A 16,898-nucleotide genomic window follows, 5' to 3' on the forward strand; every position below is an offset into this window, starting at 1 on the left:
GGGCGGTGTGGTTCGGGGGCGGGGTGGTTCGGGGGTCAGGCGCCCGCGAGGGGGGCCGACGCCCGCACGGTTCCTGCCGCGGGGGCCGGGGAGCGCTCATCGAGGGGGACGACGGCGGGCACCGCGTCCGGCGTCCCGAGGAACACATGGCGTACGACGCGTTCGGCCGCCCGCCCGTCGTCGAAGGCGCAGAACCGTTTCCGGAAAGCGGCGCGCATGTCGGTGGCGCGCGTTCCGCACCACTCGCCCGAGGTGAACGCCTCGATCAGCTCCTCGTCGGTGGAGGTCACCACGCCCGGCCCCTCGGTCCGGATGTCGAAGTAGACGCCGCGCACCGCCCGGTAGACCTCCCAGTCGTCGGCGTGGACGACGATCGGGCGGTCGAGGTTGGCGTAGTCGAACATGATCGACGAGTAGTCCGTCACCAGGGCGTCGGCGGCCAGGCACAGTTCCTCCACGCTCGGGTGCGCCGACACGTCCATGAGCGCCCCCCGCTCGTGCAGTTCCCTCAGCCCCGGGCGGTCGGCGTAGGAGTAGTGCGCCCGCACCATCAGGACATGGCCGGGGCCGAGCGCCCTGGCGAACCCCTCGAGGTCGAAGCGCGGGCGGAAGTCCCTCAGATACTCGCGCCGCGTCGGCGCGTAGAGGATCGCCGTACGGTCCTCGGGGATGCCCAGGCGTGCACGGATCGCGTGCACGTCCTCGGCGGTCGCGGCATGCAGGACGTCGTTGCGCGGGCAGCCGTACTCCAGTGCCCGGTGGCCGCTGGGGTAGGCGCGCTCCCAGGTGAGGGTGGAGTGGCGGTTGGCGGACAGGCTGAAGTCCCAGCGGTCGCAGCGCTCCAGCAGCCGCTCGAAGTCCATGCCCTCCGCGGCCGCCGGATGGTTGAGCAGGTGCACCCCCATGTGCTTGAGCGGGGTGCCGTGGTGGGTCTGGACATGGACGGTGCCGGGGCGCTTGCCCATGCGGTGGGGGAAGTGGACGTTGTTGACGAAGAACTTGGCGCGCGCCATCACCGTCCAAAAGCGCAGCGAGCGGGGGTCCAGCCGCTCCACCGCGCCCGGCAGGGTGTGGGCGTGCTCGGCGCCCGTCACCCACGCGGTGCGCACCCCGGGCGCCAACTCGCGGACCTTCGCCTCGATCGCCGCGGGGCTGCACGCGTAGCCGCCGTTCCAGTAGGCGCCGAAGACCGCCAGACGCGGGTCCACCGGCCGCAGGCGCTGGAGGCGGTAGTGCAGGTGGAGGACGGCCGAGGCCAGCCTGCGGCTCGGCGCGAGCAGTCGCTCGCGCAGCCTGGGAGGGGTGGCTCTGGCGTGCCACAGCGCCTGGTAGAGCGGCCTGGCGCGCAGCCTGATCAGCAGGTGGCGCAGTCCGGGGACGCCCTTGGGCGGGCTGTAGTCGCCGGGCTGGTGGCGCCGGTAGTGCCGTGAGCCGGACCGGAAGAAGCGGGCGCGGGCCGAGGGCGGCACCCGCTCCGGCTTGTTGAGGATCGTGCAGAAGTGGTCCACCATCCGGCCGAAGACCAGCGCCTTGGAGGAGGCGGCCCCGGGCTGGGCGTCCAGATGGGCGAAGACGCGGTCGTACTGGTCGAAGACGTCGAAGTGGCTCAGGCTCCTGGTGCCCAGGATGTTGCCGCGGCGGCGCTGCCGGTAGTGCACGCAGACGCGGTCCAGGCAGGCGATGCGCTCGGCGGCGACGAGCGCGGGATAGGTCCAGGCGACGTCCTCGTACACCCCCGGAGGGAAGGCCAGGCCGCGAGCGGTGACGAAGTCGCGGCGGTAGGCCTTGTTCCACACCACGCTCAGCAGCATCAGCAGGGCGGGGCGCTCATGGAGGGTGAAGACCTCGGGGGAGTCCTCGGCGACGAGTTCGGCGCGCTCGTTCCTCGCGGTGCGGCCGTTCCAGTAGGTGCGGGCGTAGTCGAAGACGAGGATGTCGGGGCTGCCGGTCGCCTCCAACCGGTCGCAGATGGCCTGGAGCGACCCCGGCAGCATGGTGTCGTCGCTGTCGAGGAAGAGCACGTACTCCCCGGTGGCGCGCTCGAGCCCGGCGTTGCGGGCGGGGCCGAGGCCGGTGTTCTCGGGGAGGTGGACGGCCCTGACCCGGCCGTCCCGTGCGGCGAACTCGTCCACGATGTCCCCGCACGCGTCGGGAGAGCAGTCGTCCACGGCCAGCAGTTCGAAGTCGGTGAAGGACTGGGTGAGCACCGACTCCAGGCACTCATGGAGGTAGGCCTGCACCTTGTAGACGGGGACGACAATGCTGAATCGCACCAAGGCCTCATCCAAGTGATCCGACTATGAAACCCAACCAATACCGGACAATCCGGCAAAAGGTACGGTAGTCAACCGATCACTGACTGTCGAACACCCCCATGGCCGCCAGTCGGGCCATGGGGGTGCCGGGTGCGCGGTGCGGGGAAGGGCGCTCTACTTCACCGCCCCCGCCATCACGCCGGAGACGAACTGGCGCTGGAAGGCGAAGAACACCACCAGCGGGACGATCATCGAGATGAACGCACCCGGAGCCAGCACATCGATGTTCGCGCCGAACTGCCGCACCTGGTTCTGCAGCGCCACCGTGATCGGCGCCGAGTCGGGGTCGGCGAAGATCAGCGCCACCAGCATGTCGTTCCACACCCACAGGAACTGGAAGATGCCCAGCGAGGCGATCGCCGGGCCCCCCAGCGGCATCACGACGGTGGCGAACAGGCGCAGCTCGCCCGCCCCGTCCAGCCGCGCCGCCTCCAGCAGTTCACGGGGGATCTCCGCGAAGAAGTTCCTCAGCAGGAAGATCGCGAAGGGGAGGCCGAACGCGGTGTGGAAGATCACCACGCCCGTGATCGACCCGAACAGGCCCAGATCGCCGAAGAGCTTCGAGACCGGGATCAGACCGATCTGGATCGGCACGACCAGGAGGCCCACGAGGACCAGGAAGAGCCAGTCCCGGCCGGGGAACTCCATCCAGGCGAACGCGTACCCCGCCAGCGACCCGACCACGACCACCAGGAGCGTGGTCGGCACGGTGATGAGCACCGTGTTCCACAGCGAGTTGGTGATCGTGTCGTTCGACAGCAGCTTGTCGTAGTTGCTCCACGTCAGCTGCGCCGGCTCGGAGAAGACCTTCCACCAGCCGCTGGCGGCGATGTCGGACGGGCCGCGCAGGGAGGAGGCGAGCAGGCCGAACGTCGGCACGAGCCAGAACAGGGCGACGAGGACGAGGAAGACCCGCAGGACCCCGCCCCCGGTCCTGGCCGCGATCCGCGAGGCGAGGCCCGGGTCCCGCCGCTCGGACGGCGGCGAGGCGACGGCCTCCCCGGGGGCCATGGCGTCGTCCATCGTGGTCATCGGCGCGCCTCCCTTCGCATCCTGACGATGTTGAAGATCATCACCGGCACCACGAGCAGCAGGAGGAGGACGCCGATCGCGCTGCCCACGCCCTGGTTGTTGCCGCTGCCGAACGACTCCAGGTAGAGCTGGAGCGCCAGGACGTTGGCGTCGGCCTGGGTGGAGCCGGGCGCGATGATGTACACGAGGTCGAAGATCTTCAGCACGTTGATCATCAGCGTGACGAGGACGACGACCAGCACCGGCGCCAGCAGGGGCACCGTGATCCGGCTGAAGACCTTCCACTCGTTGGCGCCGTCCACCCGGGCGGCCTCCAGCAGCTCACGCGGCACCGAGGCGAGACCGGCGGCGATGAGCACCATCGCGAACCCGGCCCACATCCAGATGTACGCCCCGATGATCGCCGGGGTGACGAGGTCCGGCCCGAGCCAGTCGACCCCCGCGTACTGCTCGGCGAAGTTCGACGAGGGCAGCCGCAGCCGCACCGGCCCGGAGGTGTCGAGGGAGAAGGTGCCGTCGTCGGCGGTCCTGGTGGAGGCGACCACCTTGCCGTCCTTGACGGCCTCGACCTTCACCCCCTTGAGCGCCTTCTCACCGGGGTCCACCTGGCCCGGCTTGCCGCCGCCGCCCGGTTTGAAGTCCAGCCAGACGGTGCCGGTGACGCCCTTGCCGCCCTCCTTCGCCTGCTCCGGGGGCTTGGCGGGCCTGGCGTCCGGCAGGTCCTTGGCGAGGATGCCGATCAGCGGCAGGGCGACCGGGGTGGACGCCTCGTGGGGGGCCTTCGTGGTGAACGCGCCACCGCCGGAGGGGGCCAGATCCCCGTTGGGCCGCGGTCTGGCCCTGGGATAGGCGGAGGCTTCGGCGAAGGTGTCATGGACGCCGACGACCACCGCGTTGGCGACGCCCTTGTCGGGGTCCTGCTCGTAGACGAGGCGGAAGATGATGCCCGCCGCGAGCATCGAGATCGCCATGGGCATGAAGATGAGGAGCTTGAACGCCGTTCCCCAGCTCACCCGTTCGGTCAGCACGGCGAAGATCAGGCCGAGGGTGGTGGCGACCGTCGGGGCGACGATCACCCAGATCGCGTTGTTCTTGACCGCGGTCAGGGTGTCGTGGTTGGTGAACACTTCCCCGTAGTTGTCGAACCAGACGAAATGCGAGCTGTCGGCGCTGAACAGGCTGCGCGTGATCGAATATCCGATCGGGTACACGACCAGCGCGCCGAGCAGTACCAGCGCGGGCAGCAGGAACAGGACCGCCACCCAGCGCGGTGTCCCCAGAACGCTCTTCCTCGGCGCGGGAGGGCTGCCCGGCTGGGCGGCGCCTCCCGCGGTCGCGGTGGCCACGGGGCTTGCCTCAGCCGGCGTTCTTGTAGGCCTTGGCGGCGTCCGCCTCCAGCTTCGACTGGGCGCCCGAGACGTCCTTGGGGTTCTTCAGGAAGTCCTGGAGCCGCTTCCACTCGCCCGAGCCCTTGGTGCCGCCGAACGCGGCCGGGGCCTGGTCCGACATGTCGAACCGGAAGTCGTCGCCCGCGGCGATGAGCGCCTTGGCGATGCCGCGCGAGACCTCGTCGGGGTAGGAGGAGTCGGCCAGTGACTTGTTGGGCGAGATGAAGCCGCCCTGCTGGGCCCAGATCCTGGCGGCGTCGGTGGAGGCGAGGAAGGTCAGCAGGGCCTGAGCGCCCTTGCCGTCCTTGAGCGCGACGGCCGCGTCACCCGCGCTGACCACGGGGGAGGAGTCGCCGACCGACGGGAACGGGAAGACCTTGGCGTCCGAGCCGACCTTGGCCTTGGTCTCGGAGCCGATGACCCCGGCCACGAAGTCCGCCTCGAAGACCATGCCGGCCTTGTCGTCGGTGGCGAACGTCTGCGAGACGGACTTGGGGAACTCGGTCTGCAGGGCGCCGCTCTGGCCCCCGACGACGAGCTCCTTCTTGCCGAACAGCCGGCCGAGGGTGGTCAGAGCCTGCTTGACGGAGGGGTCGGTCCACTTGATCCTGTGCTGGGCGAGCTGGTCGTACTTCTCGGGACCCGCCTGGCTCAGGTAGACGTTCTCGAACCAGTCCGTGAGGGTCCAGCCGTCGGCGCCGCCGATCGAGACCGGCTCGACACCGGAGTCGGCGACCGTCTGGGCGGTCTTGAGGAACTCGTCCCAGGTCTTGGGCTCCTTGACGCCCGCGTTCTCGAAGACGGCGGTGTTGTACCAGATCAGGGACTTGTTGGCGGCCTTGAAGTAGACGCCGTACTGCTTGCCGTTGTAGGCGCCGAGGTCCTGCCAGCCCTTGCCGTAGTTCTTCTGGAGCTGGGCGGTGGCCCCGGGCCCGGCGGGCTTGGCCCAGCCGGACTTGGCGAACTGCCGGAGCACGCCGACCTGCGGGAGCATCGCGACGTCCGGCGGCTGGCCGCCCTCGATCTTGGTGCCGAGGAAGGTGGAGATGCTGTCCCCGGTGGGGACGAAGGTGACCTTGGCGCCCGTGCGCTTCTCGAACTCGTCGAGGACCTTGCGGAAGTTCTCCTGCTCCGCGCCGGTCCAGACGGCGGCCACCTGGAGCTTCTGGCCGCCGAGTTCAGGGAGGGAAACCGAGGAGTTGCTCGCGCCGCCGCTCTTGTCGCTCTTGTCGTTCTTGCTCCCGCCGCCCCCGTCGTCGCCGCAGCCTGCGGCGGTGAGGGCGAGCGCGGCTACAGCTGTCACGGCGAGCACCCGGCGGCCCCCGCGCGATATGCGTGGTGCGTGCATCGTTTCCATCCCTCCGCGCGGGGATGCCGCTTGAGTCGACGAGTCCCCGCTTCGTCCCGCTCGAACCCCGTTCCCCCGCCGGCACGGCGTGCTTCCCGGTCGCGTTCACCGCGAGATTCGCCGAGGGCGAGGCTTGCTGTCCGTCAGTCCTACGCCCGTAGCGGATACCCCCGCAAGGCTCCCTGTGACGTCTCGCTTTCTATCGTGATCAGGATGTGATGGAGAGTCGGAAACCCCTGGAGCCGGGACCGGGCGGCAGGGGAGCCCCGCTGGTCCAACGGTCCATGGAACGGGGTGCGGCAGGAGTCGCCGAGCGAGGCGGGGGCGCGCGCGGGCCGAACCGCCCCAGCGCGGTGGGCCGTCACAACGGCATGACCCCACCGGCCGTGCCGGGCTCAGATCAGCGGGGGGCACGGCTGCGCGCCCGCGGATTCCGCGGCGCGCTGGAGGGCGCTGGCCAGCAGGGCCAGGTCCGTTGGGCCATTGCCCAGTTCGCGGACGGGGCGGCGGGTCGGGGGGTCGCCCATGCGCTGCCATTCCACCGGGACCACCGTCGGCCGCAGCGTGGCCGTCCGGGGTATGCGGCCGCTGACCCTCCCCGCCTGAAAAGGGGTCACGGAGCCGTCCCGGCGCCGCACGTAGCCCCGCCCGGGAATCGCCTCGTCCAGACCCGCCGCGTCCTCCACGTGGACCAGCAGGCGGGAGGAGACCGGATCGTCGGTGCGCAGGGCGACTCTCAGGCGGGCCTGCTCGTCGACCTCACCGCCCGAGGTGCGCTCCGGGCGGCCCGTGGACGCCACCAGATGGACGCCCAGCCGAGCCCCCCGCCTCGCCACCGCGTCCAGCGCCCGCACCATCGACCCTGCCGAGGGCCGCCCCGGACTGCCCAGCGCGGGTGCCACGAGGGCGTCGAAGTCGTCCACGACGACCACGAGCCGCGGCAGCGTCGGCTCCGTCCGTACCTGGGTCTTCACCGCGCCCTGCTCCGACGGCTTGCGGGGCCGCTCCTCATGCGGCCGCCGCTGCCCGATCAACCGGCTCGCGGCGAGCAGCCGCTCCGCCTGCCACGCGCCGAAGTCCCGCCCGTCCAGCAGGTCCTCACGCCGGTTCAGCTCCGCCGTCAGAGCCTGCGCCAGCTCCCTCATCCGGACGGGGTCCGAAGCCTCCAGATACGTGGAGACGTGCGGCAGATCCGTACACGTGCGCAGCCCCTCGCCGATGCCCGCGCCGTCCCCGGCGCCGTCGACGAGGACCAGCGAGAGCCGGTCGGGCCGGTCCGCGGCGGCCAGGGAGGCGGCCACCGAGCGCAGGAGCTCCGTCTTGCCCGAGCCGGGCGCCCCGCCCACCAGCAGATGCGGCCCGTCCTGCGCAAGATCCACCGAGCACCGGCCGTCCGCGGCCACCCCCAGGACCGCGGCCGTGGAACCCCCCGTGGCGGGCAGCTCCGACCAGCGGGCCGAGATCTTCGCCGGCGTGGCCAGCGCCAGATCCAGCGCGTCGAGCAGCCTGGCGCGCTCCGGCAGCGCACTGCGCGGCCGGGGCCCCTCCGCCTCCCGCAGCGGCGACAGCGCACGGGCGAACCGCTCCGCCCACGCGGGGGAGACCGCGTCCGCGACCACCTCGCCCATCGCCGAGCCGTCCGGCAGCGTCACATCCAGATACGCGGCCACCTCGCCGGTCAGCACCGCCCGCGCGCCGCAGACCGGCGAGAGCCGCTGCGGATCGGCGGTGATGTGGAGGGCGTGGATCCCTGCGGCGGGCCCCCGCTCCAGCAGCCTGGCCACATCCCCGCGCACCCGGCGGCCGGAGGATTCGTCCACCACGACGACCGTGGCGCGCTTGGGGGGCGGGAGCTCGAGCCGCGCCGACAGCTCCGCGATCCGCCGCTGCTGCTGATCGGCGTCGAGCCCGAGCAGGAGGCGGCAGTCCTGGCCCTGGGCGGGACGCAGCTGCGGCAGCCACCGCATCCAGGACCATGCCTCGGCCTGCTCGTCGCAGGCCAGCAGGACGAGTTCCAGGGCGCTCGGCCCATGCAGGGCCGCCAGCTGCGCCACGACCGAGCGGGCCAGCGCCCGTACCCTCGGCGCCGGCCCGGCCAGGCCGAGCACCCCGGCCTCGCCCAGTCCCACGGCGACCGGCGCCGCCGCGACCGGCACATCCACGGTGCCCAGGCGAACGGTCAGGGCGTCCGGGTGCCCCGGGCCGCGCTCCCACAGGCGCGGACCCGGCCCTATGGCCGTCAGCAGTACCTCGGACGGGTCGGGGCGTCGGGCGCGCATCTCCTGGTGCCGCGCCGCGAGCCGGTCCAGCTCCTGTGTCTCGGCGGCGCGCGCTCCCGAGCGGGCCGCGGTCAGCCGCTTCGCCAGGGCCCTGGCCCGTGATCCCGGGGCCTGCGCGGGAGCGGGTCCCGCGTCGGGCGGCACGGGCACCGACGGCGGCCGGGGCACGGGGGAGACCTGGAGGTGGCCCTCGCCGTCCGGCACGGCGGGCCGGTTGGGCGGCGGGGGAGGAACGGCGCCCTCGCCCCGCCCGGCGCCGGGCATCTCCAGCGTGAGCGTGGACTCGCCGATCCGCAGGAGTGTGCCCGGCTCGAACGGCACCGGGCGCCGTCCCACGCCCAGCCCGTCGAGCGTGGTCCCGTTGGTGGAGCCGAGGTCGACCACGGTGACCTGGCCCGCCTCGACCGTGACCGCGGTGTGCAGCCGGGAGACGTCCGGGTCGTCCAGGGGCACATCCGCCTCGGCGGAGCGGCCGATGCGGACCTGTCCGCCGTGGAGCAGGTGCACCCCGCCGGCGTCGGGCCCGCCGACCACCTGGAGCCGCGGCACCTGCCCGGGCGCCTGGAGCGCGTGGTCGTCGGCCGGGCCGTGCAGCGAGACGGCGGCGCCGTCGACGAGCGGGGGATGGCCGAGCACGGCGGTGGGCGCGAGGCGCTCGGCGCCCGCGTGCAGCGTCACCGCCGATCCGGACCGGGACGGCTGCCCCACCCCGGCGCTGGCGGATATGGCTCCCGCGACCGCGCTCAGCGGCGTACCGGCGGGCGCGGTGACGAGCACGTCGCAGGCCTGACCGCTGCGCGGCCCGAGGACGGTCAGCCGGATCTGCATACGCGACCAGCGGTCCCTTCTGCCCATCGCGCCCGGCAGGGAGGCAGCGTGGCGCCCCCACCGCGCTTCGGCGGTTCGGCACGGCTCGGCGCGGAACTCCCGCGCCCCGCCCCGGTTTCCGGATGCTGTGCCGGTGTGGACCTGCATCCTCCCACCTGCCACCGACAGCGCGCTCCCGGTCTCCCCATCCATGATCTTCATCCGGTCGGCCATGGACCTGTCTGGTGCGGAAACGCCCAGGAAACAGCCTGTTCCCGTCATGGCCAGAAGCAACCAGCCCGGCGGAAACCGCGTCCCAACCCGTGCGTGCGGGCCGTGAGCCCGCCTCCCGCCATTACAGTGGGCGGTTCAGGCAGGACCAGCACGATTACAGGACCAGGGAGCGCATGACGTGCGGCCGGTAGGCAGCAAGTATCTCCTCGAGGAGCCGCTCGGGCGCGGAGCCACGGGCACCGTGTGGCGTGCCCACGTGCGCGAAAGCGGTGACGCGGCCGCCTCCCGCCCCGGCGAGACCGTGGCGATCAAGGTCCTGCGGGAGGAGCTCGCCTCCGATCCCGACATCGTGATGCGGTTCCTGCGGGAGCGCTCCGTCCTCCTGCGCCTGACCCACCCCAATATCGTCCGGGTGCGCGACCTGGTCGTCGAGGGCGATCTGCTCGCCCTGGTCATGGACCTCGTCGAGGGCCCCGACCTGCACCGGTACCTGCGGGCGAACGGGCCCTTCAGCCCGGTCGCGGCCTCGCTCCTGACCGCGCAGATCGCCGACGCGCTCGCCGCCAGCCACGCCGACGAGGTCGTCCACCGCGACCTCAAGCCCGCGAATGTGCTGTTGCTCACGGACGAGGCCGCCGACGGCTCGCTCATGCACCCGCTCCTCACCGACTTCGGCATCGCCCGTCTGGCGGACTCGCCCGGCATCACCCGGACCAGCGAGTTCGTCGGCACACCCGCCTACGTCGCCCCCGAGTCCGCGGAGGGCAGGCCGCAGACCTCCGCCGTCGACATCTACGGCGCGGGCATCCTGCTCTACGAACTCGTCACCGGACGGCCCCCGTTCTCGGGCGACAACCCCATCGCCGTCCTCCACCAGCACCTCAGCGAGCAGCCGCGCCGCCCCAGCACCGTGCCCGAACCGCTGTGGACGGTGATGGAGCGCTGCCTGCGCAAGAAGCCCGAGGAGCGTCCCAGCGCGGAGAACCTCGCCGCCGCCCTGAGGGTCGTGGCGGACGGCATCGGGGTGCACGCCTCCCCGGCGCAGGCCGAGGCCGCGTTCGCCGTCGCCGGCCTGCTCACACCCGATCCCAGCCCCGCGCCCGTTCCCGGCAGCGGTGGCGGCGACAGCGCGTTCACCCAGGTGCTGCCCAACCGCTCCGGCGCCCCGGACGCGGACCCGACCCAGGTGCTCGCCCCGGGTGGCCCGAATGGCGGATCGAACGGCGGTGGGAACCACGCCGACCCGACCACCGTGCTCCCGCCGGTGCCGAACGCCGACCCGACCCGCGTCATGCCGCCGGTCGCGGGCGGCGACACCTCCCAGCAGCCCCAGGGCCCGCACCCCTGGCAGTCGCAGATGCGCGCGGCACGCGACCGCAACGAGCAGACGCAGGTCCAGCAGCACCTCGACCCCGGCGAGGATCCGCTGCGCCGCCGCCCCCGGCGCCAGGCCGCCCCCCAGGCGCAGCCCCAGCGCGGGCCGCAGGCCCAGCAGGGTTACGCCGATCCGCGGCAGCCGCAGTACCAGCAGCCGTATCAGCAGCAGCCCGCCCCGGGCCCGCCGGCGCCGTACGCTCCGCCGCTCCAGCCGCAGCCTCGTCCGGCACCGCAGCCCCAGCCCCAGCAGCGCCCGGCCCCGGAGCCGCGCGCCCCCCGTCCACGTCGCGAGCCCCGCCCGCGCACCCGTGCGCGCATTCCGGGCCTCGGCTGCCTCAAGGGCTGCCTGACCGTGATCGTGATCCTGACGATCATCGTCTGGCTCGCCTGGACGGTCGGCCCGCTGGACGACTGGGTCGCCAACGGCCGCAACTTCTGGGAGACCAGCCGGGACTGGATCAAGAACGCCTACCACTGGATCAACGAGCTCCAAAACAGCGGCTCCCCCAAGTAGACGCACGCGAGGTTCCGCCATCCGGTGCCTCCCGGCTCCGCGCCAAGGGGGCGCGCGAGATATTCACGTTCCCCTTCACCTCTTGCGGGCGGAAACACGCCGGAAACGTTTACGCCTCCAAGTGTTGACGGGATGCCGGGAGCGCAGGACAGTGGCTGCGGCGGTGGTCTTTTCCGTCTCCCTGCGCCGCGCACCCTTTCCGACCCCACGTCCCCTCGCAGGAGGACTTGTCATGCGCACTACTCAACGGCGCGGCTGGCGCCGCCGGCTCACCAGTTTCCGGGTGTTGGTGGTCGGGGCAACGATGGCTCTTCTCGCAAGTGTCCTGGGAGCGCTCTCGGCCGCGAACGCCAGCGTCCCACCGCCACCGACCGGCTGGACACAGGTCTGGAGCGATGATTTCACCGGCGCGGCCAACACGCTTCCGAACGGCACCAACTGGATCATCGACACCGGCCACTCCTACCCGGGCGGGCCCGCCAACTGGGGCACCGGGGAGATCCAGAACTACACGGCCAACCCCGCCAACGTGAGCCAGGACGGCGGCGGCAATCTGAAGATCACGGCCATCAAGGACGGGGCCGGCAACTGGACCTCGGGCCGCGTCGAGACGCGGCGCAGCGACTTCCAGCCCGTGGCGGGCGGCAAGCTGCGCATCGAGGCCCGTATACAGATGCCGAACGTCACCGGCAACGCCGCGCTCGGCTACTGGCCGGCGTTCTGGACCCTCGGCGAGAACTACCGGGGCAACTACTGGAACTGGCCCGGCGTGGGCGAGTTCGACATCATGGAGAACGTCAACGGCATCAACGCCGTCTGGGGCGTGCTCCACTGCGGCGTCAGCCCCGGCGGCCCGTGCAACGAGACCTCCGGCATCGCCAACAACCGCCCCTGCCCCGGGGCCACATGCCAGGCCGGCTTCCACACCTACACCTTCGAATGGGACCGCAGCGCCTCCCCGGAGACCCTGCGCTGGCTCGTCGACGGACAGCAGTGGCACTCGGTCAACGCCGGACAGATGGACGCCGGCACCTGGGCCTCCGCCACCCACCACGGCCACTTCATCCTGCTGAACCTGGCCATGGGCGGGGCGTTCCCCGACGCGCTCGCCGGAACGACCCCGACCGCGGCGACCGTCTCCGGCCGCTCCCTGCTCGTGGACTACGTCCAGGTGCTGGCGAGCGGCTCGGGGGGCACCACGACCGGAACCACCACGGGGACCACGACCGGTACGACCACCGGCACCACGACCGGTACGACCACCGGCACCACCACAGGCACGACCACCGGGGGCACCTCCGGTGGCGGCGGTGACGCCTACTCCACCCTCCAGGCCGAGAACTACCTCGCCCAGACCGGCACCATCACCGAGGCCTGCTCCGACACCGGCGGCGGCCAGAACCTCGGCAGCCTCGCCAACGGCGACTGGGCGAAGTACTCCGTGGACTTCGGCTCCACGCCCGCGCGGCAGTTCAAGGCCCGGGTCGCCTCGGGCGCGGCGGGCGGCGTCAGCGGCCTTGTCGAGGTGCGCCTGGACAGCCCCACCAGCGCGCCTGTCGGCAGCTTCGCCGTCGCCGACACCGGTGGCTGGCAGAGCTGGAAGACCGTTCCGGCCAACATCGGCGGCACGACCGGCAAGCACGACGTCTATCTGACCTTCACCAGCGGCCAGCCGTCCGACTTCGTCAACCTCAACTGGTTCACGTTCTCCACCACATGACCCACCGGCGCCGCCGACCGCACCGAAGTCGGCGGCGCCGCACTGGAGTTGACAGCGGAACGGGTACCGGGAATCACCGCGAATCGAGGAATTGGGGCGGTGACCCAGGAGATTTGTCGACTCCCGAGAGTGATTTCTCCGAAGAAAAGCGACGCAGACCTGCCGTCGGTTCCCTGAACCGGCGGCAGGCCGCGTAACTTTGTCGCCAACGCGTCCGCCCCGGCGACGGAGACGACGCGCGAGCGGTGAAGCCACTCAGGGGTCGGAGCAGCTTTGGCACGGAAGATCGGCAGTCGGTACACCGCCCACCAGGTGCTCGGGCGGGGTTCCGCCGGAACGGTATGGCTGGGCGAGGGCCCCGACGGCCCGGTCGCCATCAAGCTGCTGCGCGAGGACCTCGCCTCGGACCAGGAACTCGTGGGCCGCTTCGTCCAGGAGCGCACCGCCCTGCTCAGCCTCGACCACCCCCGGATCGTCGGCATCCGCGACCTCGTGGTGGACGGCAGCGATCTGGCGCTCGTGATGGAGCTCGTCCGCGGCACCGACCTGCGCTCCCGCCTCGAACGCGAACGGCGCCTGAGCCCGGCCGCCGCGGTGGCCATCACCGCGGACGTCGCCGACGGCCTCGCCGCCGCCCATGCCGCCGGAGTCGTCCACCGCGACGTCAAACCGGAGAATGTCCTGCTGGACTCGGCCGCCACCCCGGGTCCCGGCGGCGCCCCGCCCGCAAAGCTCACCGACTTCGGCATCGCCCGCCTCGTCGACTCCCCCCGCCGCACCCGCGCGACCCGGATCATCGGCACGCCCGACTACCTGGCGCCCGAGATCATCGAGGGACTGCCGCCGCGGGCGTCGGTCGACATCTACGCCCTCGCCACCGTGCTCTACGAGCTGCTGGCCGGCTTCACCCCGTTCGGCGGGGGCCATCCCGGCGCGGTGCTGCGGCGCCATGTCACCGAGACCGTCGAACCGCTGCCCGACATCCCCGACGGGCTGTGGCAGGTGCTCAGCGCCTGCCTGGCCAAGGCCCCGGCCTCCCGGCTGACCGCGGCCGAGGTCGGCGCGCGGCTGCGCGAGCAGCTGCCCTCCCTCGCCGGGCTGCCGCCCCTGGACATCACCGCCCCCGACGGCGAGCACGCCGACGACGAGGACAGCGAGCCCGAGGCGCCCCCCGTCCGCGGCCCCGGCCGTCCCCGGGGAGCCGTCCCGCTGGTCCCGCGGGCGGCCCCGGACTCCAGCCGCGACACCCACACCAGCCTCAAGCTCCCCAGCACGGCGGAGCTGGCCGCCTACCGCCGCCGCGGCGCCCTGCAGAAGGCCCCCGCCCGGCACCGCGCCGCCGACGCCTCCGCCGCGCTGCGCAAGAAGCGCGTGCGGCTCGGCGCCGCCGTGGCCGCCGCGCTGACCATCGCCGGAATCGGCGGCTACGGCTATGTCTCCAGCCGGGACGCGGGCGCCACCACCCGTGAGGACCAGCAGCCCGGCGACGACAAGTCGAGCGGCAGGCCCCGGGTGACCCCCACGGCCCCCACCGCGAGCAGCGCGCCCTCCCCGCAGGGCGACACCGAGTCGGGTCCGCTGCCCCAGTGGTCCGCCTTCGAGGCCCTCCCCCGCCCGGCCGTGCGGCTGGCGGGCGGGCCGCGTGCCATAGCCGCCTCGGGCGCCACCTATGTCTTCGCCCGCGGCACCGACGGCAATGTCTGGTACCTCACCCGGACCACCTCCGGCTACGGCCAGTGGCAGCGGCTGAGCGGCATCCACACCAAGGGCGACCCGGCCGTGGCCTCCGCCCGTCCCGGCCAGGTGGACCTGTTCGCGGTCGGCACCGACGGCCTGCTCTACCGGCGCACCCTCGTGCGCGGCGCCTGGGGCGACTGGTTCCAGGTGGACGGCAGGACGAAGTTCGACGCGTCCCCGGCGGCGGCCTCCTCGGCGCCCGGCCGTATCGACCTCGTGGGCCGGGCCGGTGGCGACCTGGTGACCGCCTCCTACGTCGACGGACGCCTGAACACCTGGTCGCTCGTCCCGACCGCGGGCAGGATCTCGGGCGCCCCGGGACTGGTCTCACGCTCCGACGGCACCCTGGACGCGTTCGTCGTCCGCAGGGGCGACTCCGCGGTCCTTCGCGTGCCCTTCGCCAACGGTGCCTGGCGGCCCGCCGAGGAGATCGGCGGGCTGACCACCGGCGGCCGCCCCGAACCCGTCTGCGACGGCCGGGACGAGCTCTATGTCTTCGTCCGCGACCGCTCGGGAAATCTCGGCCAGGCCGTCTCGGGGCCCGGCGGCGGCTCCTGGCGCGACGCGTCGATCGAGGCCCGCACCGGGGACGCGCCCGCGGCGGCGGGTGCCAGGTCCGGCCTCGAGCTCTACATCCGCACCGGCAGCGGCGGCCTCGCCCGCGCCACCCGCCTCTAGGCCCGCCACCCGCCACCCGGCTCCCGTCTCCTGGCACCAGGCCAGCCACCCGTCTCCTGGCACCAGGCCCGCCACCCGGCTCCCGGCACCAGGCCCGCCACCCGGTTCCCCGGCCGCCACCACCCTCCCGGGTGCGGGTTGCAGCGTCCGCAATCACGCCGCCAGGTCCGGACCACGGACGGCGACCGCCCTGGTCGCATACCGGTTCGAGGAAGTCCTCGTCGCGAGTCCGGCAGTACTCGGCGGAGCCATTAGGCTGGAGCGCGTGGCAGTCGTAGATGTATCCGAAGAGCTGAAGTCCCTCGCGTCGACCATGGGGTCGATCGAGGCCGTTCTCGACCTGGACAAGGTCCGGGCCGACATCGCCGTGCTCGAGGAGCAGGCAGCCGCCCCCGACCTGTGGGACGACGTGGAGAAGGCGCAGAAGGTCACCAGCCGACTGTCCTACCTCCAGGGCGAGCTGCGCCGGGTGGAGACCCTGCGCGGGCGCATCGACGACATCCAGGTGCTCTTCGAGCTCGCCGAGGCCGAGGACGACGCGGACACCCGCGAGGAGGCCGAGACCGAGCTGTCGGCGGTCCGCAAGGCCGTGGACGAGCTCGAGGTCCGCACGCTGCTCTCGGGCGAGTACGACTCCCGTGAGGCGCTGGTCAACATCCGCGCCGAGGCCGGCGGCGTCGACGCCGCCGACTTCGCCGAGCAGCTGATGCGCATGTACCTGCGCTGGGCCGAGCGGCACGGCTACCCGACCGAGGTCTACGACACCTCGTACGCGGAGGAGGCGGGCATCAAGTCCGCGACCTTCGCGGTGAAGACCCCCTACGCCTACGGCACCCTCTCGGTCGAGCAGGGTACCCACCGGCTGGTGCGCATCTCGCCGTTCGACAACCAGGGCCGCCGCCAGACCTCGTTCGCGGGTGTCGAGGTGCTCCCCGTGGTCGAGCAGAGCGACCACGTCGACATCGACGAGTCCGAGCTGCGCGTGGACGTCTACCGCTCCTCCGGCCCCGGCGGCCAGGGTGTGAACACCACCGACTCGGCGGTGCGCATCACCCACATCCCGACCGGCATCGTGGTCTCCTGCCAGAACGAGCGCTCGCAGATCCAGAACCGGGCGAGCGCGATGAACGTCCTCCAGGCGAAGCTGCTCGAGCGGCGCCGCCAGGAGGAGCAGGCGAGGATGGACGCGCTCAAGGGCGACGGCGGCAACTCCTGGGGCAACCAGATGCGTTCGTACGTCCTGCACCCCTATCAGATGGTCAAGGACCTGCGGACGGAGTTCGAGGTCGGCAACCCCCAGGGTGTGCTGGACGGCGACATCGACGGCTTCATCGAGGCCGGAATCCGCTGGCGCAAGAGCACCCACAACTAGCCTTCTTTTCCCCCTGGTTACGTGTGGATTCGGTCAAGAAGTGTCACGAGCCGGTAGCCATGTGAGCGCCAACTCCGGCTGAACCAGGGCACTTCGG

The 16,898-nt window shown here is 72.2% G+C and carries 9 protein-coding genes and 1 pseudogene; 5 read left to right on the top strand and 5 right to left on the bottom strand.

Annotated elements, in window-relative coordinates:
- Positions 1 to 35: 35 nt before the first annotated feature.
- The 5 genes from IEY86_RS29180 to IEY86_RS29200 all read right to left on the bottom strand — a co-directional run bounded on the left by IEY86_RS29180 (position 36) and on the right by IEY86_RS29200 (position 9,190).
- Positions 36 to 2,276 carry a bifunctional glycosyltransferase/CDP-glycerol:glycerophosphate glycerophosphotransferase gene (locus tag IEY86_RS29180; RefSeq protein ID WP_189134890.1) on the bottom strand — a complete coding sequence of 747 codons (2,241 nt, stop codon included), beginning with the start codon at positions 2,274 to 2,276 and terminating at the stop codon, positions 36 to 38.
- 153 nt (positions 2,277 to 2,429) lie between these two features.
- Positions 2,430 to 3,326 (bottom strand): carbohydrate ABC transporter permease, encoded by an 897-nt coding sequence (locus IEY86_RS29185; protein ID WP_229698858.1) that lies wholly within the window; start codon positions 3,324 to 3,326, stop codon positions 2,430 to 2,432.
- Positions 3,327 to 3,343: 17 nt separating this feature from the next.
- A complete protein-coding gene (locus IEY86_RS29190) occupies positions 3,344 to 4,693 on the bottom strand; it encodes a carbohydrate ABC transporter permease (protein ID WP_189134892.1) in 1,350 nt (449 codons plus the stop codon).
- A gap of 10 nt (positions 4,694 to 4,703) precedes the next feature.
- Complete coding sequence (locus IEY86_RS29195; RefSeq protein WP_189134893.1) at positions 4,704 to 6,092, bottom strand: ABC transporter substrate-binding protein; 1,389 nt, start codon at positions 6,090 to 6,092, stop codon at positions 4,704 to 4,706.
- Positions 6,093 to 6,478: 386 nt separating this feature from the next.
- The gene (locus IEY86_RS29200) at positions 6,479 to 9,190 is read right to left on the bottom strand and encodes an FtsK/SpoIIIE domain-containing protein (protein ID WP_189134925.1); all 2,712 of its coding nucleotides are present in this window, start codon (positions 9,188 to 9,190) and stop codon (positions 6,479 to 6,481) included.
- A gap of 391 nt (positions 9,191 to 9,581) precedes the next feature.
- On the opposite strand from IEY86_RS29200, the gene IEY86_RS29205 reads away from it, so the two are divergent.
- From IEY86_RS29205 to prfB, 5 genes and pseudogenes are all read left to right on the top strand, one after another.
- Complete coding sequence (locus IEY86_RS29205) at positions 9,582 to 11,294, top strand: serine/threonine-protein kinase (RefSeq protein ID WP_189134894.1); 1,713 nt, start codon at positions 9,582 to 9,584, stop codon at positions 11,292 to 11,294.
- 232 nt (positions 11,295 to 11,526) lie between these two features.
- Complete coding sequence (locus tag IEY86_RS29210) at positions 11,527 to 13,014, top strand: glycoside hydrolase family 16 protein (RefSeq protein WP_189134895.1); 1,488 nt, start codon at positions 11,527 to 11,529, stop codon at positions 13,012 to 13,014.
- A 273-nt stretch (positions 13,015 to 13,287) separates the two neighbouring features.
- Positions 13,288 to 14,544, top strand: a pseudogene (locus IEY86_RS36915) (serine/threonine-protein kinase); the annotation flags it as partial.
- Positions 14,527 to 15,429 carry a DUF8189 domain-containing protein gene (locus IEY86_RS38635; RefSeq protein WP_506016887.1) on the top strand — a complete coding sequence of 301 codons (903 nt, stop codon included), beginning with the start codon at positions 14,527 to 14,529 and terminating at the stop codon, positions 15,427 to 15,429. The pseudogene IEY86_RS36915 and the gene IEY86_RS38635, both read left to right, overlap by 18 nt.
- Positions 15,430 to 15,694: 265 nt before the next feature.
- On the top strand, positions 15,695 to 16,801 hold the full coding sequence (gene prfB / locus IEY86_RS29220) for a peptide chain release factor 2 (protein ID WP_189134897.1): 1,107 nt from the start codon (positions 15,695 to 15,697) through the stop codon (positions 16,799 to 16,801).
- Positions 16,802 to 16,898: the final 97 nt, after the last annotated feature.

Source organism: Wenjunlia tyrosinilytica, assembly GCF_014646055.1.
Lineage (GTDB): Bacteria > Actinomycetota > Actinomycetes > Streptomycetales > Streptomycetaceae > Wenjunlia > Wenjunlia tyrosinilytica.